Annotated in this window: 19 protein-coding genes; 4 read left to right on the top strand and 15 right to left on the bottom strand. The window is 72.4% G+C overall.

What is annotated here, in order from left to right; translation table 11 throughout:
• Positions 1-79: 79 nt before the first annotated feature.
• Positions 80-1,330, top strand: a complete 1,251-nt coding sequence (locus ACZ62B_RS21375; RefSeq protein WP_469691714.1) for a PucR family transcriptional regulator — start codon at positions 80-82, stop codon at positions 1,328-1,330.
• Here the strand turns inward: ACZ62B_RS21375 and ACZ62B_RS21370 are convergent.
• Positions 1,311-1,901, bottom strand: coding sequence for a TetR/AcrR family transcriptional regulator (locus ACZ62B_RS21370; protein ID WP_344560750.1), 591 nt, complete (start codon positions 1,899-1,901; stop codon positions 1,311-1,313). The genes ACZ62B_RS21375 and ACZ62B_RS21370 overlap by 20 nt on opposite strands.
• An 84-nt stretch (positions 1,902-1,985) precedes the next feature.
• On the opposite strand from ACZ62B_RS21370, the gene ACZ62B_RS21365 reads away from it, so the two are divergent.
• Entirely contained in the window at positions 1,986-3,533 is a 1,548-nt protein-coding gene (locus ACZ62B_RS21365; protein WP_469691711.1) for an MFS transporter, read from the top strand.
• A 54-nt stretch (positions 3,534-3,587) separates the two neighbouring features.
• On the opposite strand, the gene serA is transcribed toward ACZ62B_RS21365, so the two are convergent.
• The 6 genes from serA to ACZ62B_RS21335 form a co-directional block, all read right to left on the bottom strand.
• Positions 3,588-5,177: a phosphoglycerate dehydrogenase gene (serA, locus tag ACZ62B_RS21360; protein WP_344560752.1), complete on the bottom strand. Its 1,590-nt coding sequence runs from the start codon at positions 5,175-5,177 to the stop codon at positions 3,588-3,590.
• Positions 5,178-5,488: 311 nt separating this feature from the next.
• Positions 5,489-6,487: a ketol-acid reductoisomerase gene (gene ilvC, locus ACZ62B_RS21355; protein ID WP_073731646.1), complete on the bottom strand. Its 999-nt coding sequence runs from the start codon at positions 6,485-6,487 to the stop codon at positions 5,489-5,491.
• A gap of 117 nt (positions 6,488-6,604) precedes the next feature.
• Complete coding sequence (gene ilvN, locus ACZ62B_RS21350) at positions 6,605-7,129, bottom strand: acetolactate synthase small subunit (RefSeq protein ID WP_030866294.1); 525 nt, start codon at positions 7,127-7,129, stop codon at positions 6,605-6,607.
• A 35-nt stretch (positions 7,130-7,164) separates the two neighbouring features.
• Positions 7,165-9,012: an acetolactate synthase large subunit gene (locus tag ACZ62B_RS21345; protein WP_344560753.1), complete on the bottom strand. Its 1,848-nt coding sequence runs from the start codon at positions 9,010-9,012 to the stop codon at positions 7,165-7,167.
• A gap of 230 nt (positions 9,013-9,242) precedes the next feature.
• Complete coding sequence (locus ACZ62B_RS21340; RefSeq protein WP_469691708.1) at positions 9,243-12,233, bottom strand: putative bifunctional diguanylate cyclase/phosphodiesterase; 2,991 nt, start codon at positions 12,231-12,233, stop codon at positions 9,243-9,245.
• A gap of 509 nt (positions 12,234-12,742) precedes the next feature.
• Positions 12,743-13,696 (bottom strand): 2-hydroxyacid dehydrogenase, encoded by a 954-nt coding sequence (locus ACZ62B_RS21335; protein WP_468719710.1) that lies wholly within the window; start codon positions 13,694-13,696, stop codon positions 12,743-12,745.
• A gap of 75 nt (positions 13,697-13,771) precedes the next feature.
• Between ACZ62B_RS21335 and ACZ62B_RS21330 the strand changes: the two genes are divergently transcribed.
• Positions 13,772-14,770, top strand: a complete 999-nt coding sequence (locus ACZ62B_RS21330) for an aldo/keto reductase (protein ID WP_344560756.1) — start codon at positions 13,772-13,774, stop codon at positions 14,768-14,770.
• 110 nt (positions 14,771-14,880) lie between these two features.
• Positions 14,881-16,047: a PQQ-dependent sugar dehydrogenase gene (locus ACZ62B_RS21325; RefSeq protein ID WP_344560757.1), complete on the top strand. Its 1,167-nt coding sequence runs from the start codon at positions 14,881-14,883 to the stop codon at positions 16,045-16,047.
• A gap of 7 nt (positions 16,048-16,054) precedes the next feature.
• Here the strand turns inward: ACZ62B_RS21325 and ACZ62B_RS21320 are convergent, their stop codons facing one another.
• The 8 genes from ACZ62B_RS21320 to ACZ62B_RS21285 form a co-directional block, all read right to left on the bottom strand.
• Complete coding sequence (locus ACZ62B_RS21320) at positions 16,055-16,243, bottom strand: DUF6191 domain-containing protein (RefSeq protein ID WP_344560758.1); 189 nt, start codon at positions 16,241-16,243, stop codon at positions 16,055-16,057.
• A 37-nt stretch (positions 16,244-16,280) separates the two neighbouring features.
• Positions 16,281-19,325 (bottom strand): helix-turn-helix transcriptional regulator, encoded by a 3,045-nt coding sequence (locus ACZ62B_RS21315; RefSeq protein ID WP_469691705.1) that lies wholly within the window; start codon positions 19,323-19,325, stop codon positions 16,281-16,283.
• A 359-nt stretch (positions 19,326-19,684) separates the two neighbouring features.
• Positions 19,685-19,849 (bottom strand): hypothetical protein, encoded by a 165-nt coding sequence (locus ACZ62B_RS21310; RefSeq protein WP_344560760.1) that lies wholly within the window; start codon positions 19,847-19,849, stop codon positions 19,685-19,687.
• A gap of 140 nt (positions 19,850-19,989) precedes the next feature.
• Positions 19,990-20,709, bottom strand: a complete 720-nt coding sequence (locus ACZ62B_RS21305; protein WP_344560819.1) for a sulfite exporter TauE/SafE family protein — start codon at positions 20,707-20,709, stop codon at positions 19,990-19,992.
• Complete coding sequence (locus tag ACZ62B_RS21300; protein ID WP_469691702.1) at positions 20,706-21,734, bottom strand: ABC transporter ATP-binding protein; 1,029 nt, start codon at positions 21,732-21,734, stop codon at positions 20,706-20,708. Before ACZ62B_RS21300 ends, ACZ62B_RS21305 begins: the two co-directional genes overlap by 4 nt.
• Positions 21,727-22,737, bottom strand: a complete 1,011-nt coding sequence (locus tag ACZ62B_RS21295; RefSeq protein WP_469691700.1) for an ABC transporter ATP-binding protein — start codon at positions 22,735-22,737, stop codon at positions 21,727-21,729. The genes ACZ62B_RS21300 and ACZ62B_RS21295 overlap by 8 nt, the downstream gene beginning before the upstream one ends.
• Positions 22,734-23,711, bottom strand: coding sequence for an ABC transporter permease (locus tag ACZ62B_RS21290; RefSeq protein ID WP_344560763.1), 978 nt, complete (start codon positions 23,709-23,711; stop codon positions 22,734-22,736). Before ACZ62B_RS21290 ends, ACZ62B_RS21295 begins: the two co-directional genes overlap by 4 nt.
• Positions 23,712-23,725: 14 nt before the next feature.
• Complete coding sequence (locus tag ACZ62B_RS21285) at positions 23,726-24,655, bottom strand: ABC transporter permease (RefSeq protein ID WP_469691698.1); 930 nt, start codon at positions 24,653-24,655, stop codon at positions 23,726-23,728.

Below are 24,655 nucleotides of genomic sequence, written 5' to 3'. Positions count from 1 at the left end.
ACCACCGTGAAACCTACGGATGCCCCCGATCGTGGGCTATCGACAGCTGTCACGCATCCGTGCCGCAGATCTCAGACAGATGTATGAAGGATCCGGGATTTTGCGGCAGAATGCCCGGGTGACGCCGGAACACAGGGACGATTACCAGGAGCTGGTGGACGAGATCTCGGAGCTGCTGGGCGCTCCGGCGACCCTGGAGAACCGCGATTTCGAGCTGATCGCCTTCGGGGCGTACGACAGCGAGGGCGACCTCGATCCGTCCGCGCTGGACCCGGTGCGCACCCGCTCGATCCTGACCCGCCGTTCGACGGCCGCCGTCCGCGCCTGGTTCGAGGGCTTCGGCATCACCCGCGCGACCGGCCCGGTCCGCATCCCGCGCACCCCGGAGGCGGGCGTGCACCGGGGACGCATCTGTCTGCCGGTGCGGCATCGGGGCGTCGTCCTCGGTTACGTCTGGCTGCTCGACTACGACCCCGGCCCCTCGGAGCAGCAGCTGGGCGCGGCCATGCGGGTGACGGCGCGGATCGGCGCGCTCCTCGCGGACGAGGTCCAGCACGGCGCCGACCTCACGCGGGAACTGCGCGCGGTGCTGACGGCGGAGCAGGACTGGCAGCGGGAGATGGCCGTCGCCGAGCTGCGCACCGCCCTGGGCGGTCGCGCCGACGGTCCGCACACGGTGGTCTGTGTCGCCCCCTGGCCCTCCGCCGGCCCGGACGACGCCCCGTCGGTCCGTACGGTGCCGGGGGCGACGGCGCTGTGCACCCTGCCGTGGGGGACTGGGGGTGCCTCCCACGCCCTTGAGGCAGTGGGGGACGGCCTGTCCCTGGCCCTGCTGCTGCGGCTGCGCTCGACGGACGTACTGGCTCCGGCGACGACGGCGGCCTCGCGGCTGCTGGAGCGGGCGGGCTCGGGCGGTCCCCCGGTGGCCGCCGGGATCGCCGCGCCCCGCGCGGGTCTCGCCGAACTGGGCGCGGCCTGGGAGGAGGCGTCGGCGTCGGCCCGGGCGGCGCTGGCCGAACCCCGGCTCGGACCGGTCGCCCGGTGGGCGTCGATCGGCCCGTTCCGCCTGCTGACCGCGCTGCCCCCGGGCGCCGCCCACGACCCCGTCGTCAGCCCCCTGCTCTCCCCCGCGCAGGCCGAACTCGCCCGCACCGCCGAGGTCTACCTCGACCGCGCGGGCCAGGCCGGCCGCACGGCCGCCGAACTGGGCATCCACCGCCAGACCCTGTACTACCGCCTGTCGCGGATCGAGCAGCTCACGGGCCTCGACCTGGACGACGGCGAGGACCGGCTGCTGCTGCACATGACGCTCAAGGCCGCGCGTCTGTAGCGGCGGCCTCGATCACCCGGCGCAGACCCGCGGCGAGCTGCCCGCCGTCGGGCGCCGACTTCGGGTCGAAGGTCCACTGGGCGATCAGACCCGTCATCAGGGTCACGTAGAACATGCCGACCGTGTCCGCGGTCTCGTCGGACACGTCCTCCTCCCGGCCGCCCATCAGCAGCGGGACCAGACCGCGCCCGGCCTCGCGCTGCGCCGCCGCCAGGTGGTCGCGGACCTCGGGGAGCCGGTCGCCGAGGGCGAGGACCTCCATGCTGAGCCGCCACACCGAGCCGGGCTCCTTCATGGTGCCGATGATGTTCGACCACACCCGTTCGAACCGCTCCAGGGAGCCGGGCACGGTCTCGTCCACGGTCCCGTCGCCCTCGAAGGCGCCGCCCATCCCCTCCACCAGTGAGATGTAGGCCCGCGCGAGCAGGGCGTCCTTCGACCCGTAGTGGTAGCCGATGGACGCCAGATTGGTCCCCGACTCCTTGACGATGTCCCGCGCCGTGGTGCGCACGAAGCCCTTGGCGAGCAGGCAGCGCTTGGCGCCCTCCAGCAGATCCTCACGGTGTCCCATGGCGTCACCTTACCCACCTCTCCATACGCCTGTCTTATACGATCGTTCTAGACAAGCGTATAAGACGTGCGTACAGTCGCCGCCATGACAACGAACCCGCCCCGCGCCGGCCGCCGCGAGTGGACCGCGCTCGCCGTGCTGATGCTTCCGCTGCTGCTGGTCTCGATGGACGTCTCCGTCCTCTACTTCGCGGTCCCCGAGATCAGCGCGGACCTGGAACCGAGCGGCACCCAGCAGCTGTGGATCTTCGACATCTACGGCTTCGTCCTGGCCGGCCTGCTGATGACGATGGGCGCGCTGGGCGATCGCGTCGGCCGCCGCAGGCTGCTCCTCTTCGGCGCCGCGGCCTTCGGCGCCGCCTCGCTCCTCGCGGCCTACGCGCACACCGCCGAGACGCTGATCGCGGCCCGCGCGGTGCTCGGCATCGGCGGCGCGACCCTGATGCCGTCGACGATGGCGCTGGTCCGCACGATGTTCACCGACCCCGCCCAGCGGGCGAAGGCGATCGGGCTGTGGTCCGGGGTGATGACGGCCGGGATCGCGCTCGGCTCGGTGATGAGCGGCGTCCTCGTGGAGCACTTCTGGTGGGGCTCGGTCTTCCTGGTCAACCTGCCCGCGATGGCCCTGCTGCTGGTCCTCGGCCCGGTGCTGCTCCCCGAGGCGAAGAACCCCTCCCCCGGCCGCTTCGACCTGCTGAGCGTCCCGCTGTCGATGGCGGCGGTCCTGCCCGTGGTCTACGGCCTGAAGGAGCTGCCCTCCGAGGGCTGGAACGTCCGGTACGTGCTCTCGATCACCGTCGGCCTGCTGTTCGCGGCGCTGTTCGTGCACCGGCAGCGCACCGCGGCCTCACCGATGATCTCACCGGCCCTCTTCCGCGGGCACGGCTTCACCCCGGCGCTCGTCCTCAACACCCTGTCGGCCTTCGGGATGATGGGCTCGGCGTACTTCACCACCCAGTACCTGCAGTCGGTGCTCGGCAAGAGCGCGCTGGAGGCCGCGCTGTGGAGCCTGCTGCCGTCGGTGCTGATCGGCGCCGCCGCACCGGTCGCCGCCCAGCTCGTCCAGCGGGGCGTGGAGCGCGCGTACGTCGTGACGGCCGGCTTCGTCATCGCGGCGGGCGGCTACGGGCTGCTGGCCCCGGCCGGTACGGACTCGCTGTGGCTGGTGCTGGCCGCCTGCGGTGTGCTGGCCGCCGGCATCGTCATCGTGATGTCCCTGCTCACCGACCTGGCCCTGAGTTCGGCGCCGGTCGAGAAGGCGGGGGCGGCGTCCTCCCTGCTGGAGACCGGCACGGAGTTCGGCGGAGCGCTGGGGATGGCCGCCCTCGGCTCCATCGGTACGGCCGTCTACCGCCACGAGATGCCGGACGCGGCCCCCGCGATGGCCCAGGAGACCCTGGGCGGCGCGCTGGCCGTCGCCGCCGGACTGCCGGGGCGCGCGGGGGACGCCCTGGCGACGGCGGCACGGGAGGCTTTCACCAGCGGGATGCAGGCAGCGGCGGTCGCGGCGACGGTACTGCTGCTCGGGGCGGCGGCACTGGCCGCGATAGGCCTGCGGCACATCAGGATCCGTCCGGAAGCGCCCACGGAGAACGCCGGACAGGCTGACCGACTCAGCCCGTCCGGCGTTTGAGGACGAGGCCCGTTCAGGGCGAACGGGGGTCCGGGGGCAGGGCCCCCGGCACTCTCAGACCAGGTTGACCGACCGGGCGGACGTCGCCCCGATCTCCGCGGCGAGTTCGCCGAGCACCCCCGCGGCCACCGTGTCGTCGACGGTCAGCACGGCGAGCGCCTCGCCGCCGACCGTCGCGCGGGCGACCTGCATGCCGGCGATGTTGATGCCCGCCTCGCCGAGGATGCGGCCCACGGTGCCGACGACACCCGGACGGTCCTCGTAGCGCAGCACGAGCATGTGGTCGGCGAGCGCCAGGTCGACGTCGTACTCGCCGACCGCGACGATCTTCTGGACGTGCTTGGGACCGGCCAGCGTGCCGGAGACCGAGATCTCCTCGCCGCCGGAGAGGGTGCCGCGCACGGTGACGACGTTGCGGTGGTCGGCCGACTCGGAGCTGGTGGTCAGCCGGACCTCGACACCGCGCTCCTGGGCGAACAGCGGGGCGTTGACGTAGGACACCGTCTCGTCGACGACGTCCTCGAAGACGCCCTTGAGCGCGGAGAGTTCCAGCACCTTCACGTCGTGCTGGGTGATCTCGCCGTAGACCTCGACGTCGAGGCGGACCGCGACCTCACCGGCGAGCGCGGTGAAGATCCGGCCGAGGCGCTCGGCGAGCGGCAGACCCGGCTTGACGTCCTCGGCGATGACCCCGCCCTGCACGTTCACCGCGTCCGGGACCAGCTCACCGGCGAGGGCGAGGCGCACCGAGCGGGCGACGGCGATACCGGCCTTCTCCTGCGCCTCGTCGGTGGAGGCACCGAGGTGCGGAGTGCAGACGACCTGGTCGAACTCGAACAGCGGGGAGTCGGTGCACGGCTCCTTGGCGTACACGTCGAGGCCGGCGCCGGCGACGCGGCCCTCCTTGAGCGCCGAGTACAGCGCCTCCTCGTCGACGATGCCGCCGCGCGCGGCGTTGATGACGCGCACGCCCGGCTTGACCTTGCGCAGCGCCTCGTCGCCGATGAGGCCGACGGTCTCGGGGGTCTTGGGCAGGTGGACGGTGATGAAGTCGGAGACCTCGAGCAGTTCGTCCAGCGACAGGACCTTGACACCCATCTGCGCGGCCCGCGCGGGCTGGATGTAGGGGTCGTAGGCGACGACCTTCATGCCGAAGCCGGACATGCGCTGGGCGACCAGCGCGCCGATGCGGCCCAGGCCCACGACACCGAGGGTCTTCTCGGCGAGCTCGACGCCCGTGTACTTGCTGCGCTTCCACTCGCCGTTCTTCAGCGCGGCGTTGGCCTGCGGAATGTGGCGGGCGGTGGCGACGATCAGACCGCAGGCGAGTTCGGCGGCGGTCACGATGTTCGAGGTGGGGGCGTTGACGACCATCACGCCGGCCTTGGTGGCGGCGGAGACGTCGACGTTGTCCAGGCCGACGCCGGCGCGGGCGACGACCTTGAGCCTGTTCGCGGCGGCGATCGCCTCGGCGTCGACCTTGGTGGCCGAGCGGATCAGGATCGCGTCCACCTCGGCGATGGCCGGGAGCAGTTCGGCGCGGTCCGCGCCGTTGCAGTGGCGGATCTCGAAGTCCGGGCCGAGCGCGTCGACGGTGGCGGGCGACAGCTCTTCAGCGATGAGTACGACGGGTTTCGAGCTCACGTGAGTCCTCACAAGTCCAATGCGGACGGCCGTCCCGACGGCCGCAGGCGGTGAAGAAGTGCTAGCCGCGTGGAAGACGCACGACGCTGTGGGCCTGACGCGTTTGTTGTACAGCAGTCTAGTGGCGCGGGGCGAGTCGTCTTGCGCCTCTGCGGAATGATCACCCGGAAGAGGCGGTAAGGGAGAACAGCCCCTCTGGGGTCCCCCCCCCACGCCTTCAAGGCAGTGGGGGAGTTCGAGGAGCGGGGTCCGGGGCAAAAGCCCCCGCGACGGCACCCGGAACCAGCGGCGCCGTCGCGGGGCGAAAGGACTTACGCCTCTTCGTCGACCCAGCTCATGAGCTTGCGCAGCTCCTTGCCGGTGGTCTCGAGGAGGTGCTCGGAGTCCTGCTGCTTGTACTCGTTGTACTTCTTCAGGCCGCCGTGGTACTCGTCCATCCAGTTCTTGGCGAAGGTGCCGTCCTGGATCTCGGCGAGGACCTTCTTCATCTCGGCCTTGGTGGCGTCGGTGATGATCCGCGGGCCGGTGACGTAGTCGCCCCACTCGGCGGTCTCGGAGATCGACCAGCGCATCTTCTCCAGGCCGCCCTCGTACATGAGGTCCACGATCAGCTTCAGCTCGTGCAGGCACTCGAAGTACGCGATCTCCGGCTGGTAGCCGGCCTCGGTCAGGGTCTCGAAGCCCGCCTTGACCAGCGCCGCGGTGCCACCGCACAGGACGGCCTGCTCGCCGAACAGGTCGGTCTCGGTCTCCTCGGTGAAGGTCGTCTTGATGACGCCGGCGCGGGTGCCGCCGATGCCCTTCGCGTACGACAGGGCCAGCGCGAAGCCGTTGCCCGTGGCGTCCTGCTCGACGGCGGCGATGCAGGGAACGCCGCGGCCCTCCTCGTACTGACGGCGCACCAGGTGGCCCGGGCCCTTGGGGGCGACCATGCAGACGTCCACGCCGGCCGGGGGCTTGATGAAGCCGTAGCGGATGTTCAGGCCGTGACCGAAGAACAGCGCGTCGCCGTCCTTCAGGTTGTCCTTGATGTGCTTCTCGTAGACCTCGGCCTGGATCGGGTCCGGGACCAGGATCATGATGACGTCGGCCTCGGCGGCGGCCTCGGACGGGCTCACCACGCGCAGGCCCTGCTCCTCGGCCTTGGCCTTGGACTTGGAGCCCTCGTGCAGACCGACGCGGACGTCGACACCCGAGTCACGGAGCGACAGCGCGTGGGCGTGGCCCTGGCTGCCGTAACCGATGACCGCGACCTTGCGGCCCTGGATGATGGACAGGTCGGCGTCGGCGTCGTAGAACAGCTCGGCCACTGGGTTCTCTCCTTGAGTGCAGGTGTTGCGTCCCACCGTATGCCGGTGAGGGGAAGGGAAGTCTCTCGGTCTCGGAATACGGGCGGCCGGTCGTGTCCCGGCCGCCCGCTTCGGGTCTTACGCCGACCGGTCCAGGGCGCGCAGCGACCGGTCCGTGATGGAACGGCCACCGCGTCCGATCGCGATCGTGCCGGACTGGACGAGCTCCTTGATGCCGAACGGCTCCAGCATCTTGAGCATGGCGGACAGCTTGTCGCTGCTGCCGGTGGCCTCGATGGTCACGGCCTCCGGGGAGACGTCCACGGTCTTGGCGCGGAAGAGCTGGACGATCTCGACGATCTGGGAGCGCGTCTCGTTGTCGGCGCGCACCTTCACCAGAACGAGTTCGCGCTGAACGGCCTGCCCGGGTTCGAGCTCGACGATCTTCAGCACGTTGACGAGCTTGTTGAGCTGCTTGGTGACCTGCTCCAGCGGGAACTCCTCGACGCTCACCACGATGGTGATGCGGGAGATGTCGGCGTGTTCGGTGACGCCGACGGCGAGCGAGTCGATGTTGAAGCCGCGGCGGGAGAACAGGGCGGCGATCCGGGCCAGGATGCCCGGGGTGTTCTCCACCAGGACGGAGAGCGTGTGCTTGGACATGATCTGCTTCCTCTGCTTGAAAGTCCTGACGGCTCTCAGTCGTCTTCGTTGTCGCCGAAGTCGGGGCGGACGTCCCGGGCGGCCATGATCTCGTCGTTGGAGGTGCCGGCGGCGACCATCGGCCACACCATCGCGTCCTCGTGGACGATGAAGTCCACGACGACCGGGCGGTCGTTGATGGAGTTCGCCTCCTCGATGACCTTGTCGAGGTCGGCCGGGTCCTCGCAGCGGATCGCGTAGCAGCCCATGGCCTCCGACAGCTTCACGAAGTCGGGGACGCGGGTGCCGCGGGCCTCCGGGTTGACGTCCTCGGGGCCGGAGTGCAGCACGGTGTTGGAGTACCGCTGGTTGTAGAAGAGGGTCTGCCACTGGCGGACCATCCCGAGGGCGCCGTTGTTGATGATGGCGACCTTGATCGGGATGTTGTTCAGGGCGCAGGTGGTGAGTTCCTGGTTGGTCATCTGGAAGCAGCCGTCGCCGTCGATCGCCCAGACGGTGCGGTCGGGGGCGCCGGCCTTGGCCCCCATGGCGGCCGGGACGGCGTAGCCCATGGTTCCGGCGCCGCCGGAGTTCAGCCAGGTGGCGGGCTTGTCGTACTCGATGAAGTGCGCGGCCCACATCTGGTGCTGGCCGACGCCGGCCGCGAAGATCGTGCCCTCGGGCGCGAGCTGTCCGATGCGCTCGATGACCGCTTGCGGGGAGAGCGAGCCGTCCTCGGGCTGGTCGTAGCCGAGCGGGTAGGTCTCGCGCCAGCGGTTCAGGTCGTTCCACCAGGCGGTGTAGTCGCCGCGGTTGCCCTCGGCGTGCTCCTTCTGGACGGCCTGGACGAGGTCGGCGAGGACCTCGCGGGCGTCACCGACGATCGGCACGTCGGCGGCGCGGTTCTTGCCGATCTCGGCCGGGTCGATGTCGGCGTGGACGATCTTGGCGTACGGGGCGAAGCTGTCCAGCTTGCCGGTGACGCGGTCGTCGAAGCGGGCGCCGAGGGCGACGATCAGGTCGGCCTTCTGCAGCGCGGTGACGGCGGTGACCGCACCGTGCATGCCCGGCATCCCCACGTGCAGCTCGTGGCTGTCGGGGAACGCGCCGAGTCCCATCAGGGTGGTGGTGACGGGAGCTCCGGTGAGTTCGGCGAGGACCTTCAGCTCGGCGGTGGCGCGGGCCTTGAGGACGCCGCCGCCGACGTAGAGGACCGGCCGCTTCGCGGCGGTGATCAGCTTGGCGGCCTCGCGGATCTGCTTGGCGTGCGGCTTGGTGACGGGCCGGTAGCCGGGCAGGTCCATGACGGGCGGCCAGGAGAAGGTGGTCCTCGCCTGGAGGATGTCCTTGGGGATGTCGACCAGGACCGGTCCCGGGCGGCCGGTGGAGGCGATGTGGAACGCCTGCGCGATCGCCCGGGGGATGTCCTCCGCCTTGGTGACCAGGAAGCTGTGCTTGGTGATCGGCATGGTGATGCCGACGATGTCCGCCTCCTGGAAGGCGTCCGTGCCGATCGCCTTGGACACGACCTGCCCGGTGATCGCGACCAGCGGCACGGAGTCCATGTGCGCGTCCGCGATCGGGGTGACCAGGTTGGTGGCGCCCGGACCGGACGTCGCCATGCAGACCCCGACCTTGCCGGTGGCCTGGGCGTAACCGGTGGCCGCGTGGCCGGCGCCCTGCTCGTGGCGGACCAGCACGTGGCGCACCCGCGTGGAGTCCATCAGGGGGTCGTACGCCGGCAGGATGGTGCCCCCGGGAATGCCGAATACCGTGTCGGCGCCGACCTCCTCGAGAGAGCGAATGAGGGACTGTGCGCCCGTGACGTGCTCGACGGGGGCGGACTGTCCTCCGGATCGGGGCCGGGGCTGCGGGTGATGGGCCCCGGTGGCCTGCTCGGTCATCGGCATTCTCTTCTCGATGCTGAGGGTTTTTGCGAAGTTTGTACGGGTCACGCGTGCTGCTCGGCGGGTGCCTGTGCAACAAAAAACCCCTCGTGCCGTAAGGCAAGCGAGGGGAGCGCGCCGGGTGGTGGTCGCTGAGCGGTGGAGGCTCAGCGTCAGCCGACGCGCTTTCCAAGTACGAGAATTCGGGTGCGCATGGCACTGACCCTCCACCCGGCGCGCACCCAGTGTCAAGTGGGTGGGACGGGAGTCTCATTATGTGAGCGCAGTGCCGTACCGCCCTGGAGTAGGGCGGTCACTCCGGTGGAGTACACACCGGAGTGACCGCCGACGAACACGGGTTCGGCCGGTACGGGCGGCACCGGGTAGTGCCCGGCGGCCAGCGCCCTGCGCAGCCGGTACTCGTCCAGCGGCCCGGAGAAGGCCTTGCCCTGCCCGTGCGTGCAGCCCATCGCGCGCAGGGCCGCGACCTGCTCGGGCAGGTCCACGCCGTCGGCCACGGACTGCATCCCGAGGTCGGCGGCGATCCGCAGCAGCCCGCTGGTGATCTTGTGCAGCCGCGCGGACTCCACCACGCCGTCGACCAGACCCCGGTCGAGCTTCAGCACGTCGACGGGGAGCCGTCTGAGGGCCGTGATCGCCGCGGGTCCGCTGCCGAAGCCGTCGAGCGCGATCCGGACGCCGAGCCGCTTGAGCACGGTCAGCCGGCGCTCCAGCTCGTCGAGCGACGCCCTGGGGTCGGTGTCGGCCAGCTCGACGACCAGGGAGCCGGACGGCAGCCCGTGCCGGGTCAGCAGGGCCTCGATCGAGCCCAGCGGCAGTGACCGGTCGAGGAGCCGGTGCGCGCTCAGCCGGACGGCCACCGGGACGGGCAGACCGGTCGCGTGCCGTTCGGCGGCCTGCTCGACGGCCTCCTCCAGCACCCAGCGGCCCAGCTCGGCGGTCTTCTCGCTGTCCTCGGCCACGCGCAGGAACTCCGCGGGGGTGAACAGCACGCCCTGGGAGGAGCGCCAGCGCGCCTGGGCGCAGACCGAGGTGATCCGGCCGTCCGCCAGGCACACCACCGGTTGGTGCAGCAGGGCGAACTCGCCGTGGTGCAGCGCCGCGCGCAGCCGGGTGGCCAGCTCCGCCCTGCGCACCACGTCCTGCTGCATCTGCGGCTTGTACAGCTCCACGCGGCCCTTGCCGGCGGCCTTGGCCCGGTACATGGCGAGGTCGGCGTTGCGCAGCAGTTCGCCCGCGCCGAGGCCGGGTTCGGCGAAGGCCACCCCGATGGAGGCGTTGACCCGGACATCGTTGCCGTCGATGGAGTAGGGCTGGGAGAGGGTCGCTCTCAGCCGGTCGGCGAGTTCGACGATGTGCCGCTCGCGGGCGTCCCGGTCACGGACGCCGTCGCCGACGATCAGGGCCGCGAACTCGTCGCCGCCCAGCCGGGAGGCGGTGTCGCCCTTGCGGACCGCGTCCTGGAGTCTGCGGGCGGCCTGGACGAGCAGTTCGTCCCCGGCCTGGTGCCCGATGGTGTCGTTGACGCCCTTGAAGCCGTCGAGGTCGATGAAGAGCACCGCCGTGCCTCTGAGGGCGGCCCCGCGGTCCGAGGCGCGGCGGCCGGACAGGGCCTGCTGGACGCGCCGGGTGAACAGGGCGCGGTTGGGCAGGTCGGTGAGCGGGTCGTGCTCCGCGTTGTGCTGGAGCTGCGCCTGGAGCCGCACGCGTTCGGTCACGTCACGGCTGTTGAAGATCAGGCCGCCGTGGTGCCGGTTGACGGTCGACTCGACGTTCAGCCAGCCCCCGTCGCCGGATCGGAAGCGGCACTCGATGCGGGTGGTGGGTTCCTCGACCGGGCTGGCGGCGAGGAAGCGGCGCACCTCGTGCACGACGCAGCCCAGGTCCTCCGGGTGGATGAGACCGGCCAGTTCGGTCCCCTCCAGCTCCTCCGCGGGCCTGCCGTAGACCCCGGCGGCGGCCGGGGAGACGTAGCGGAGGATGCCGCTGGGGGCGGCGATCATGATGACGTCGCTGGAGCCCTGCACCAGGGAGCGGAAGTGGTTCTCCTTCTGCGCCAGTTCCTGGGTGAGGGTGATGTTGTCGAGCAGCATGATGCCCTGGCGCACGACGAGCGCGAGCACCACGGTGCCCCCGGTGAGCAGCACGACCCGGTCGACGCTGCGGCCGTTGAGGACGTTGTAGAGGATCCCCAGGGTGCATACGGCCGCGGCGAGGTACGGCGTGAGCGCGGCGAGGGAGCCGGCGATGGGCCGGGAGAGCGGGTACCGGGTGTGCTCGCCGGGCGGCGGGCCGTGATGGTGGTCCGGCGTGCCGTACCGTCCGGGCAGGTGCTCGCGGACCACGCGCGTGTGCCCCTCCCGCTCGGGCCGTCCGTCACGGGGCGCGGTCCAGGGGGCGTACGCCAGGAGCAGCGAGCCGGCGAACCAGCCCGCGTCGAGCAGTTGCCCGGAGCGGTAGTCGGCGTGCAGCAGCGGGGAGGTGAACAGGGCGTCGCACATCACGGTCAGCGCGAGCGCGCCGATCGCGGTGTTGACCGCGGACCGGTTGACCGCCGAGCGCCGGAAGTGCAGTGCGAGCACCATGCTGACCAGGGCGATGTCGAGCAGCGGGTACGCCAGTGACAGCGCGGTGTGCGCGACGCCTGGCCCCTCGGCCTGCGCGGCCTGGGCGAGGGCGAGGCTCCACGCGAGGGTGAGCAGGGAGCCGCCGATCAGCCAGGCGTCCAGGGCGAGACAGACCCAGCCGGCCTTGGTCACGGGCCGTTTGGCGAGCACCAGCAGTCCCACGATGGCGGGTGGCGCGAAGCACAGGAAGAACAGGTCGGCGTAGCTGGGGCTGGGCACGGGAAGCCCGAGGACGACCTCGTACCACCCCCAGACCAGGTTGCCCAGGGAGGCCATGGCCGAGGAGAGGCCGAACATCAGCCAGGCGGGCCGAAACCGGGTGCGGGGGCTGCGGGCGTAGACGAAACAGGACACGGCGGCGGCACCGGCCGCGGCGCTCAGTCCGAAGTCACCCATGATCAGCGCGAGTTGTTCCGATCCCCAGCCGGACGCGGCGCCGACGGCGTAGGCCGCGCAGACCAGGGCGAGAACGAGTTGGGCGGCCGGGCCGGGCCGGCGGCCGACGGCCGGTGCGCCGGCCGCCGGCGCCGTCGGCGCGGACTGCTGCCGCGGCGCTCCGTCGAGCGTGGAGGTGGGGGTGGGCGCACTCACCGGTACCTCCCGGTCCGCTCCGCTCCCGGGTCCCCGGCGGGTGTCGTTCGGATCGCGCCGGGGGCACCGCCCACGCCCCTTCGGGCGGTGGGGGAGCACGCGCCGGGCCCCGCGCCCCCGGCAAGATCCGAACGGCACCCCCTCCGCCGCCGGTGCACCGGGTGGGCATGCCTTCCGCGGCTGCCGTGCCGGTGGGGGTGGCGGCCGGGGCCGTCATGAGGGCCGCCGTACCGGATGTGGTGGCCGCGGCAGCGCGCGGTCGTGCGCCACGGTCGTCGCCGACGGCTCCGCCGCGTCGGATCGCTCGTCCATAGGCCGTGCATCGCCCGTCGCCCCCCTCACTGTCCGCAGTGTCCTGCCCCCACGCCGATGGTCAGCGGCGCGGCCCCTGTCGGGACGATACACCAGCATCGTCACTCAGGGACATAGGTTCTCTACGCTCCGTAACGATCAACTGATATATGAGTACCCACCGCGCCCGGAGAAACGCGGACGGTACTCGAAGTGGACTACAGCTCTCCCGCTCCCGTCACCAGGACCACGTTGCCGGGCTCCTCCTGGTTCAGGTGACGGCGCAACTGATTGACCAGCAACCGCTCGGCGCGCGGCCGGAAGGCGGAGGTGGGTCCGCCGACGTGCGGGGTGACGAGGACGCCCGGGGCCCGCCACAAGGGGTGATCCGAGGGCAGCGGTTCGGGATCGGTGACGTCGAGGGCCGCGGTGATGCGGCCGCTCTCCAGCTCGGTGAGCAGCGCCTTGGTGTCGACGACGCCCCCGCGGGCCACGTTCACCAGCAGCGCGCCGTCCTTCATCCGGGCCAGGAATCCGGCGTCCACGAGGTGCCGGGTGGTCTCGGTCAGCGGCGTGGAGAGGACGACGACGTCCGCCTCCGGGAGCAGGGCGGGCAGTTCGGTGAGCGGGTGCACCGGACCGCGCTCCGTGGTGCGTGCGGAGCGCGCGACGCGCGCCACCCGCGCGAGCTCGAACGGAACGAGCCGGTCCTCGATGGCCGCGCCGATCGAGCCGTACCCCACGATGAGCACGTTCTTGTCGGCGAGCGCGGGCCGGAACCCGCCGCGCCACTCCCCCTTGTCCTGTGCCCGCACGAAATCGGGGACGCCCCGCAGGGAGGCCAGGATCAGCGCGAGCGTGAGCTCGGCGGTGCTGGCCTCGTGCACACCGCGCGCGTTGCACAGCCGTACGCCGGCGGGCAGGTGCCTCAGACCGGGCTCCACGTGGTCGGTGCCGGCCGACAGGGTCTGCACGACCCGCACGGAACGCATCAGGGGCATCGGCCGCACACCGACCCCGGCGGGCTTCATGTACGGCACCACGTAGAAGACGCAGTCGGCCGGGTCGGCGGGGAACTCCTCACCCCCGTCCCAGAAACGGTAGTGCGGCCCCTCGGGAAGGCCCTCGATCTCGTCCGGCGGGATGGGAAGCCATACGTCAGCAGCGTTCATGGTTCGGAGGCTAGTTCAGGAGTGCGGGAGCGCAGAGGTTAGGTTGGGGGGCCGGAGAGGGAGGGTCACGACCAGGTGGAGCGCAGGACGATCGGCGCGGGGGCGCTCGCGGTGGGGGCCGTCGGACTCGGGTGCATGCCGATGAGCTGGGGCTACAGCACGTCCCGGCAGCGCGGCGAGGAGTCGCTCAAGGCGGTGCACCGGGCGCTGGACGCGGGCTCGACGCTCCTCGACACCGCCGACATGTACGGTCCGTTCACCAACGAGCTGCTGCTCGGGCGGGTGCTGAAGGAGCGGCGCTCCGACGCCTTCGTGTCCACGAAGGTCGGGCTGCTGGTGGGCGACCAGCACATCGTGGCCAACGGCCGCCCCGGCTACGTGAGAAGGGCCTGCGACGCGTCGCTGCGCCGGCTCCAGACCGATGTCATCGACCTCTACCAACTGCACCGCGCCGACCCGGAGGTCCCGGTCGAGGAGACCTGGGGTGCGATGGCGGAGCTGGTGCGGGCGGGAAAGGTACGGGCGCTGGGGCTGTGCGCGGTGGGGGCGCGTTCGGCGCGGCGGCCGGGGGCGCGGCTGCACGACACGACGATCGGGCAGCTGGAGCGGGTGCAGCAGGTCTTCCCGGTGAGCGCGGTGGAGGCGGAGCTGTCGGTGTGGTCGCCGGAGGCGCTGCGGGCGCTGCTGCCGTGGTGCGCGTCGCGGGGCGTCGGCTTCCTGGCGGCGATGCCGCTGGGCAACGGCTTCCTGACCGGGACGCTGACGCCCGGCGTGGGCTTCGAGGCGGACGACCTGCGCGCCCGGCACCCCCGCTTCACGGCCGAGATGATGGCCGCGAACCAGCCGATCGTGGCCGGCCTGCGCCGCGTCGCCCGCCGGCACGGCGAGCACGTCACCCCGGCGCAGGTGGCGCTGGCCTGGGTGCTGGGCCGGGGCCCCCAGGTGATCCCGGTCCCCGGCGCCAAGCGGGAGCGGTGGGTCGTGGAGAACGCGGCCGCGGTGGACCTGCGCCTGACGGAGCGCGACCTCGCGGAGATCGCGGAGCTGCCCGCGGCGCAGGGGTCGTGGGACTGACCGCCGGACCGGCGGCGGCGATCCGGCGGTTCGGGGTTCCGCGATCGGGAACTTCGGAGGCACGAGCGGTGTATGACAGGTAGGACCCGCCGCGTCGAAGGGACGAGATCGTGCAACGACGAGCCGTGACGGCCGTACTGGCCGCCGCCGCGCTCCTGCTGACCGCCGGCTGCTCCTCCGACGACGGGGGACCGCCGGGCGGCTCGGACGCAGGCGCCACCCCGAGCGATACGGCGCCGAGGTCGTCGTCGCCGGAGGGGAGCGCGGAGGAGACGCCGCCCGCGAAGGGCTCGGTGAAGGTGGTCCGCACGGTGACCACGGGCCTGAGCACCCCCTGGGGCCTGGCCCCGCTGGCCGACGGCGACCTGCTGGTCTCCTCCCGGGACGAGGCGACGATCACCCGGGTCGACGGCAGGACCGGCGAGAAGACCGAGCTGGGCGAGGTGCCCGGGGTGTCTCCGTCCGGCGAGGGCGGCCTGCTCGGCATCGCCCTCTCCCCCGAGTACGCCTCGGACCGCATGATCTACGCGTACTTCACCTCGGCCTCCGACAACCGCATCGTCCGCATGATCTACGACGAGGAGAAGCCGTCCGGTGAGCAGCTCGGCGCGCCGGACACGGTCTTCCGGGGCATCCCCAAGGGCGAGGTCCACAACGGCGGCCGGATCGCCTTCGGCCCGGACAAGATGCTGTACGCGGGCACGGGCGAGAGCGGTGACACGGGTCTGTCCCAGGACAAGGAGTCCCCGGGCGGCAAGATCCTGCGGCTGACCCCGGAGGGCGAGCCGGCCCCGGGCAACCCGTTCCCCGACTCCGCGGTGTACTCGTACGGCCACCGCAATGTGCAGGGGCTGGCCTGGGACGCCGAACAGCGGCTGTTCGCCTCGGAGTTCGGCCAGGACACCTGGGACGAGCTGAACGCGATCAAGCCCGGTGACAACTACGGCTGGCCGGAGGCGGAGGGCGAGTCGGACGACGGCGGCTTCCACAACCCGGTCGACCAGTGGACCACGGACGAGGCCTCCCCCAGCGGTATCGCCTACGCCGAGGGCTCGATCTGGATGGCCGGCCTGGGCGGCGAGCGGCTGTGGCGCATACCCCTGAAGGGCACGGAGGCCTCGGCGGACCCGGAGGCCTTCCTGGAGGACGAGTACGGCCGCCTGCGCACGGTGGCCCCGGCGGGCGGCAACAAACTCTGGCTGGTCACCAGCAACACGGACGGCCGCGGCAGCCCGAAGGAGGGCGACGACCGGATCCTGGAGCTGGAGGTGAGCTAGGCGGCGCTCACGTCTCGTCGGGTTCCTCCTCCGGGGCGGCCGGCGGGCGCACGGTGACCTTTCCGGACGCGAGGTCTATCGGCCCGCGTCCGGGGTCGGCGTCGCCGACGTCCTCCCGGGTCAGCTCCAGGCGCTTCTGCTCGTCGCGGGTGTGTTTACGGCCAGGGGCGAACAGTTCCTCGAAAGCGTTGAACATCGCTCCCCTCCCCAGGGACGAATGGATCGCACACCTATTATCCCGCCGCCAGCCGTTCATCCGTCTCCGCCGCGAACAGCCCGAGCCGGTGTGCCACCGCCGCCGCCTCGCCCCGCCCGGAGACGCCCAGCTTGGCGAGGATGTTGGAGACGTGGACGCTGGCCGTCTTCGGGGAGATGAAGAGTGCCTCGGCGATACGGCGGTTGGTGTGGCCGGCGGCCACCAGGCGCAGGACGTCGTGCTCGCGGCTGGTGAGGCCGAGCGTGTCGGCCGGGGCGGCGGGGGCCGGCTCGCGGGTGGCGGAGGGCAGTGCGAGGCGGGCGCGCTGCGCCAGCAGCGTGGCGGACCGGGCCAGCGGTGCGGCGCCGAGGTGGTCGGCGACGGCGGTCACCAGCCGCAGCAGTTCCGTGGCGCGGGCGCGCTCGTCGTCGCCCGCGCCGGTGGCGAGCAGCGCCTCGGCGAGCCGGAACCGGACGCGTGCGAGGTCGTAGGGCCGTTCCAGTGGCTCGACCGCCGCGACGGCCGCGGACCACGCGTCCGGCGCGGTCCTGCCCTCGGCGCGCAGCAGCTCGGCGCGCAGCCACAGGTCGTACGCCTGCCATACGGGCACGCCGGTCGCCAGGGTCCTGGCCGCCGCGCGGATCCGGTCCAGGATCTCCGGGCGGCCGGGCTCGGTCGCCGGGGCGCCGTGGGCGTCGGCCTCCGCGGTGGTGGCGGCGAGCAGCAGGGGCCAGCCGTAGCGCTGGGTGCCGGGCGGGAGGCCGGTGTCGAGGGCGGCCAGCAGTTCGGCGCGGGCGTCGGGGAGGCGGTCCTCGGCGGCGGCGATGCCGATGGCGACCCACTTCATGGGGAGGGCGTACTGCGGCATCGGGTCGTGGGTGCCGAAGAAGGCGCGGGCGTCGGCGAGCCGGCGGGCCGCCTCGGCCATGTCCCCACGGTCGTACGCGAGATACGCCAGGCGCATGGAGCCCCCGGCGCGGGGCTTGGCGCTCTGTTCGAGACGCTGGGCGTTGGCCGCGGCGCGGGCCGCCTCGTCCCAGCGGCCGAGGGTGTGGAGGGACTCGGCGAGGTTGCCCCACACCCAGCCCTCGGAGTCCAGCAGTCCGAGCCTGCGGGCGAGGTGGACGCCTTCGTGGAGGAGCCCGGCGGCCTCCTCGGAGCGGCCGACGCCTTCCAGGACGGACGGGAGGTTCACATGGGCGCGGGCCACCACCATGTCCATGCCCAGTTCGGTCGCCCGGTCCTTGACCTCGTACATCTCGGCGAGCCCGGTGTCGATGTCACCGGCGTCGACCATGAGGCCGCCGAGGGTGAGCCGGGCGTTGAGCTCGATGTCGTGGGCGCCGACCATGCGGGCGTACTCGACGGCGCGTTCGGCGGCGGCCATGGCGTCCGGGCCGGGGTCGTGCAGCATGGACCAGCTGGCGGCGGAGGCGAGGACCTCGGCGTGCACCTCGGACGGGGGCAGTCCGCGCACCAGGTCCTGGGCGGTGCCGAGTTCGGCCCAGCCGTCGCCGCGGGCGAGGGCCTGGGTGAGCCGGGAGCGCTGCACCCAGAACCAGGCGGCGCGCAGGGGGTCCGGGTCCTCGTCGAGGAGGCGCAGCGCCCGCTTGGTGATCTTCATCGAGCGTTCGCGTTCCCCGCAGAGGCGTCCGGCGACGGCGGCCTCCGCCATCAGGTCGAGGTAGCGCAGCGGAGTCGTCTCGGGGTCGCAGCCGCAGGGAGGGTAGGCCTCGGCGTAGTCGAGGGGGCGCAGGGTGGCCCGTACGGCGTCGGGGACGGCGTCCCACAGCTCCATCGCCCGGTCCAGCAGGCCCAGTTGCTCGGAGTAGGCGTGGCGCCGGCGGGCTTCGACGGAGGCGTCGAGGACGGCGGGCAGGGCCTTGGCCGCGTCGTGGGCGTGGTACCAGTAGCTGGCCAGGCGGGTCACCCGCTCGTCGGCGGGGACCAGGGTGGGGTCGGCCTCCAGGGCCTCGGCGTAGCGGCGGTTGAGACGGGAGCGTTCTCCGGGCAGCAGGTCGTCGCTGACGGCCTCGCGGACCAGGGAGTGGCGGAAGCGGTAGCCGTCGCGGTCGGGTGCGGGGGTGAGGATGCTGGCGTTGACGGCGGCCCGCAGGGCCTCGATGAGGTCGTCCTCGGTGAGGCGGGCGACGGCGGCCAGCAGCCGGTCCTCGACGGTGGAGCCGCCCTCGGCGACGATCCGGGCGACCCGCTGGGCGCTCTCCGGCAGACCCTCGACCCTGACGAGGAGGAGGTCGCGCAGGGAGTCGGTGAGGCCGGTGCAGCAGCCCTCGTCGGAGGCGACGGCGAGTTCCTCGACGAAGAAGGCATTGCCGTCGGAGCGTTCGAAGATGTCGTCGACGCGGGCGGGGTCGGGTTCGCGGGCGATGATGCCGGCTATCTGCCGGCCGACCTCCTCGCGGTTGAGGCGGCCGAGTTCGACGCGCTGGACCGTACGGAGCCGGTCGAGTTCGGCGAGGAGGGGGCGCAGGGGGTGGCGGCGGTGGATGTCGTCGGAGCGGTAGGTGGCGAGGACGACGAGGCGGCCGGTGCGCAGGGTGCGGAAGAGGTAGGCGAGCAGGTGGCGGGTGGAGGCGTCGGCCCAGTGCAGGTCCTCCAGGGCGAGGACGACGGTGTGGTCGGCGGCGACGCGCTCCAGCAGGCGGGCGGTGAGCTCGAAGAGGCGGGCCACGCCCTGTTCGTCGCGGCGGGCCTCGCGGGCGGCGGTGCCGATCTCGGGGAGCAGGCGGGCGAGTTCCTCCTCCTGGCCCGAGGCGGCGGCGGCGAGCTGGTCGGGCAGTTCGCGGCGGAGTTGGCGCAGGGCGGTGGAGAAGGGGGCGAAGGGGAGTCCGTCGGCGCCGATCTCCACGCAGCCGCCGAGGGCGACGATCGCGCCCCGGCGGCGGGCCGCGGCGGCGAACTCCTCCACGAGGCGGGTCTTCCCCACGCCGGCCTCGCCTGCGATGAGCAGGGCCTGGGGCTCGGTGGCGGCTCGGGTGAGGGCGGTGTTCAGTGTGTCGAGCTCGGTGTTGCGGCCCACGAACACGGGACTGACGGACTTGGTCTCCACGGTCCTGAGCATGTCATGCCCTTCCGGCGGCGGGTCACCGGTTTTCCGGTGCGCGGGGGTGGTCCTGCGGACCGGCGCTCATGGGGTGCGCGGTGTGGGGGCTGGGCAGGGAGGGTGGTCCTGCGGACCGGCGCTTGTGTTGGTGACCCGCGTTGGCGCTGGGCGGGGGTGGTCGCGCGGCCCGGCGCTTGCGGGGTGCCTCCCCCACTCTCGGCTTCTCCCCCACTCTCGGCTTCGCTCGAGCGGGGGGACCCCCATCGCCCTGGGGGTACCTCCCAGGCCCTTGAGGCACTGGGGGAGGCACGACTGCCCGCGGGAGCGGTGGGGGCGGCGGGGCGGCGGCCGACCCCCGTGCGGTCGCCGCCCCGTGGTCATGCGGCTCGGGCGAACCAGTGGCGGCGCGGATGGCTTTCCGCCTCGGTGTCTCGGGGGGCGGTGGTGCGGCGGAGGCGGGCGGCTTCCCGGGCCAGGCGGTGCTCCTCCCCCTGACGGACGAGGTCGTCGTGGTGGAGTCGGTGGAGTGCGTACTCGAACATGGTGTGTTCCCCCCGGAGGAGTCGGTGTCGGTCATCGCTTTCCGCGATGTCTCCACCTTCGTCTCCGAGGCGGGTCCGCCACATCGGGAGGGTTCCGTATCTTCCGGCCGGCGCGGGGCCTTAGGAGGTGCTCAGGCCGCCTAAGGCCTCAGTTGCTGCACCACCAGCCCCGCCGCGCCGGCGACCGCGAGCGCCATGGCGGCCGTACGTGTGTGGCGCGCGTTCAGCCGCCGGGTCAGCGGGCCGGCGAGCAGCACGCCGGCGACCGCCGCCGGCGCGAGCAGCACCGTGCGCTGGAACGTGTGCGCGCCCACCGCCCCCGCCGCACCCAGCGCGACCAGGCTCATCAGCGAGCCGGCCAGGAAGAACGCGCTCATCGTGGCCCGCAGCCGCGGTCCGCTCAGCCGCTGCCACACCATCGCCATCGGCGGGCCCCCGATGGAGGTCGCCGTGCCCATCAGCCCCGACGCCATCCCGGCCAGGAACACCGAGGAGCGCCGTGCCCGGGGCACGTACCCCGCCGCGCTCACCGCGACGCCGGTGAGGACCACCCCGGCGATGAGCAGCGCGAGGTACTTCGCCGGCAGCGCCACCACGAGCAGCGCGCCCGCTGCCGCTCCCGGGACGCGTCCGACGAGGGCCCACCCGCAGCCGCGCAGATCCGCCGAGCCCCGCTCCCGCACCAGTACCGCCGCCGTCACCCCGGCGGCGAGCAGCAGCACCACCGGTGGCGCCAGGGTGGGGTCGACCACGGCGAACACCGGCGCGGCGATCATGCCCAGGCCGAAGCCGACGGACACCTGGAGCACCGCGCCGACGCCCACCGTGAGGGAGAGCAGGGCGAACTCCGCGCCGGTCATGCCCACGCGGGCCGCGCCTCCAGGGGGAAGTGGCACAGGGCGGTGTGGTCGTCACCGTCGCCCTCGGACCCACGGACGGCGAGCGGGGGCACCTCGGTGGCGCACTTGTCCTCGGCGTGCGGGCAGCGGGTGCGGAAGCGGCAGCCGGAGGGGATGTCGAAGGGCGAGGGGATCTCGCCCTTGAGCTGGATCTCCTGGCCGTGGGCGGCGCGGGAGGCGTCCAGGACCGGTGCGGCCGACATCAGCGCGGCGGTGTAGGGGTGCCGGGGGCGGTCGAAGACGTCCTCGGTCTCCCCGTGTTCGATGACCTTGCCCAGGTACATCACCGTCACCCGGTCGGAGATGTACCGCACCACGGACAGGTCGTGGGAGATGAACACGTACGCGACGCCGAGCCGGGACTGGAGTTCGGAGAGCACGTTGAGGACCTGGGCCTGCACCGACAGGTCCAGGGCGGAGACCGGTTCGTCGCACACGATGAGGTCGGGGTCCAGGGCGAGCGCGCGGGCGATGCCGATGCGCTGGCGCTGTCCGCCGGAGAACTCGTTGGGGTAGCGGTGGGCGTCGCTCCCCCGCAGCCCGACCAGGGACAGCAGTTCCCGGATCCGCTTCTCGCGGGCCCTGGCGTCGGGGACGACGTCCCGGTGGGTGCGCCAGGGCTCGCCGATCAGGTCGGCGGCCGACATACGGGCGTTGAGCGAGGCGAAGGGGTCCTGGAAGACCATCTGGACGCGCCGCCGCCAGTTCAGCAGCTCCTTGCCCCGCAGGGCGAACGGGTCGACGCCGTCGTAGCGGACCGTGCCCGCGTCGGGCCGTTCCAGCCCGAGCAGCACCCGTGCGAGGGTGGACTTGCCGCAGCCGGACTCGCCGACGAGCCCGAGGGTCTCTCCCCGGCCGAGCCGTACGTCCACTCCGTCCAGGGCGGTCAGCCGGCGGCGTCCGCCGCCGAAGCTCTTGGTGACACCGCGGACCTCCAGCAGCGGCGGGTGTCCGGCGGTCTCGGTGGTGGTGCGGGACTCAGTCACGGTCGAGCTCCTCGGAGAAGTGACAGGCGGCCGAGCGTCCGTCGCCGGTGGCGCGCAGGGACGGCCGTTCCCGCACGCAGCGCTCCCGCACCAGCGGGCAGCGGTCCTGGAAGACACAGCCGGACGGCACCGCGCTCAGCTCGGGCGGGCTGCCGGGGACGGCGGGCAGCGGCTGTCCGCGCTCGGCGTCCTCGGGGACGGAGTCGAGCAGTCCGCGGGTGTAGGGGTGGCGGGGCGCGGCGAAGACCTCGCGCACCGTGCCCTGCTCCACGACCGTGCCGGCGTACATCACGACCACGTCGTCGGCGCGCTGGGCGACCACGGCGAGGTCGTGGGTGATCAGTACGACGGCCATGTCCCGTTCGTCCTGGAGGTCCCGCAGCAGCCGCATGATCTGGGCCTGCACGGTGACGTCGAGGGCGGTGGTCGGCTCGTCGGCGATGAGCACGTCGGGGTCGAGGGCGACGGCCATCGCGATCAGCAGCCGCTGGCGCATGCCGCCGGAGAACTGGTGCGGGTAGGACTTGGCCCGCTGCCTCGGCTCGGGGATGCCGACGCGGGTCATCAGCTCGATCGCCTTCTCCCGGGCCTCGCGCCGGGAGAGTCCGCGGTGGATGCGGAACGGCTCGCCGATCTGCCGGCCCACCGGCTGCACCGGGTTGAGGGCGGTCAGGGCGTCCTGGAAGACGATCGACAGGACGGGGCCGGCCAGTCTGCGGCGCTCGGCCGGGCTGAGCCGCAGGGTGTCCTCGCCCCTGACCCGTACGGCGCCGCCGGTCACGGAGGCGGCGGGGTCGAGCAGTCCCACGACCGACAGCGCGGTCATCGACTTGCCGCAGCCGGACTCGCCGAGGAGGGCCAGGGTGCGGCCGCGGCGGACGCTGAAGCTGACGCCGTCCACGGCGCGCACCGTCCCGGAGGCCGTGCTCAGGTCCACGCACAGCCCTTCGACGTCGAGGGCCGGGCCGGCGGCGGACGGGGCGGGTGCGGATGTGGTCGTCACGGGATCATCTCCGGGGGTACGGCGGCGGAGGCTCCGCGGCGCTTGCGGGGCAGCGTCAGACGCCAGCGCTGGGCGGGGTCGGTGGCGATGCGGGCCCAGGCGGCGAGCACCGTGGCGGACACGGTGGTGAGCACGATGGCCAGTCCGGGCAGCACGGTGATCCACCAGGCGGTCTGCAGGTACTGCCGGCCCTGGGCGACCATCAGGCCCCAGCTGACGTCCGGGGGCTGGATGCCGATGCCCAGGAAGCTCAGCGAGGACTCGGTGAGCATCACGAAGCAGAAGTCGAGGGTGGCGACCGTCAGCAGCGTCGGCAGGGCGATCGGGAGGATGTGCCGGCAGATGATGTTCCGGCTGGGGGTGCCGAAGGTGCGGGCCGCGTCGACGAACAGGCGGCTGCGCAGCTCGGCCGCCTCCGCGCGGGAGGTGCGCAGGTAGACCGGGATGCGGGCCACGGCGAGGATCAGCACGATGTTCATCGCGGAGGGCGAGAAGACGTACAGCACGACGACCGCGATGAGCAGCGAGGGGAAGCTGAGGATGACGTCGGCGACGCGCATCGCCACGCTCTCCCGGCGGCCCCCGTGGTAGCCGGCCCACAGGCCGATCGCCGATCCGATCACCAGGGAGCAGAGCACCGCGGGGACGGCCACGGACAGGGTGGTGGCCGCCGCGTCGATCAGCCGGGCCAGCACGCTGCGTCCGAGGACGTCGGTGCCGAGCAGTCCGTGGAAGCCGTCGCTCAGGGAGGGCGCCCGCAGGGAGGCGTCCAGGTCCTGGCGCTGTGCGTGGTCGCCGATGAACAGCCGGCCGAAGAGGGCGACCAGGACGACCAGGCCGAGGACGACGGCTCCGACGGCGGCGGCCCGGTCCCGGCCGAGCAGCCGCCACCAGCGCGGCGGGCCCTTCCGGACGGGGGCGGACTCCGGGGCGTCCTCGTGCCCGTCCGCGGTGGTGGTCTCCGCTGTGGTCATGATGCCTCCTTCGCTCACGCCGACACCGCCTGGCGTACTCGGGGGTCGGTCAGCGCGTGGCAGACGTCGACGAGGATGTTCAGCGCGAAGATCGTCACCGCGGTCATCAGGACGGCGGCCTGGAGGACCGCGAAGTCGCGCTGGAGGATGGAGTCGATCATGAGTTTGCCGATGCCGGGCCAGCCGAAGATCGTCTCCACGATGACGGCGCCGTTGACCAGGCCCACCGTCAGGTCGCCGGCGACGGTCAGGACGGGCGTCACGGCGTTGCGCAGGGCGTGGCCGAAGATCACCCGGCGGGGTGTGGCGCCCTTGGCGCGGGCGATCTTGACGTAGGGCGCGGAGAGCGCGGAGACCATGCTGCCGCGCACCACCTGGACGAGCACGCCGAACGGGCGGATCAGCAGGGTCGCGACGGGCAACACCCAGATCTCGGGCCCGCCGAGGGTGCCGGAGGTGGGCAGCAGGTCGAGGCTGACGCCGAAGACGAGGACGCCCATGACGGCGAACCAGAAGTCGGGGATGCTGGCGGCCGTCATCGACAGCAGGCTGGCGATCCGGTCGACCGGGGAGTTGGGCCGGTAGGCGGCCAGGCTGCCGATCAGCACCGCGCCGGTGACCGCGAGGAGCATGGTGACGCCGGCGAGCTGGAGGGTGACGGGGAAGGCGTCGAAGACCATCTCGGTGGCGGACTGTCCGGTCCGCAGCGAGGTGCCGAAGTCCAGGTGGGCGGCGTCGACGAGGTAGTTCCAGAGCTGGGCCGGGACGGAGAGGTCGAAGCCCTGCGCGGCGGAGAACTCCGCGCGCTGTTCGGCGGTGGCGCTCAGCGGGAGGTAGAGGTCGACCGGGTTGCCGGTCATCCGGGCCAGGAAGAACACGCCCAGCACCACGCACACCAGGGGGACGGCGCTGGAGAGGACGCGTTTGCGCAGAAAGGTGACCAT

The organism is Streptomyces sp. NPDC053426 (assembly GCF_055585405.1).
This window is presented reverse-complemented; position numbering and strand designations above follow the sequence as displayed.

Excerpts from the sequence above, each read along its gene's own strand:
- ACZ62B_RS21375 (WP_469691714.1), top strand. The coding sequence starts at position 80 with ATGTATGAAGGATCCGGGATTTTGCGGCAGAATGCCCGGGTGACGCCG.
- ACZ62B_RS21370 (WP_344560750.1), bottom strand. The coding sequence starts at position 1,901 with ATGGGACACCGTGAGGATCTGCTGGAGGGCGCCAAGCGCTGCCTGCTC.
- ACZ62B_RS21365 (WP_469691711.1), top strand. The coding sequence starts at position 1,986 with ATGACAACGAACCCGCCCCGCGCCGGCCGCCGCGAGTGGACCGCGCTC.
- ilvN (WP_030866294.1), bottom strand. The coding sequence starts at position 7,129 with ATGTCCAAGCACACGCTCTCCGTCCTGGTGGAGAACACCCCGGGCATC.
- ACZ62B_RS21345 (WP_344560753.1), bottom strand. The coding sequence starts at position 9,012 with ATGACCGAGCAGGCCACCGGGGCCCATCACCCGCAGCCCCGGCCCCGA.
- ACZ62B_RS21335 (WP_468719710.1), bottom strand. The coding sequence starts at position 13,696 with ATGAACGCTGCTGACGTATGGCTTCCCATCCCGCCGGACGAGATCGAG.
- ACZ62B_RS21320 (WP_344560758.1), bottom strand. The coding sequence starts at position 16,243 with ATGTTCAACGCTTTCGAGGAACTGTTCGCCCCTGGCCGTAAACACACC.
- ACZ62B_RS21315 (WP_469691705.1), bottom strand. The coding sequence starts at position 19,325 with ATGCTCAGGACCGTGGAGACCAAGTCCGTCAGTCCCGTGTTCGTGGGC.
- ACZ62B_RS21310 (WP_344560760.1), bottom strand. The coding sequence starts at position 19,849 with ATGTTCGAGTACGCACTCCACCGACTCCACCACGACGACCTCGTCCGT.
- ACZ62B_RS21305 (WP_344560819.1), bottom strand. The coding sequence starts at position 20,709 with ATGACCGGCGCGGAGTTCGCCCTGCTCTCCCTCACGGTGGGCGTCGGC.
- ACZ62B_RS21290 (WP_344560763.1), bottom strand. The coding sequence starts at position 23,711 with ATGACCACAGCGGAGACCACCACCGCGGACGGGCACGAGGACGCCCCG.
- ACZ62B_RS21285 (WP_469691698.1), bottom strand. The coding sequence starts at position 24,655 with ATGGTCACCTTTCTGCGCAAACGCGTCCTCTCCAGCGCCGTCCCCCTG.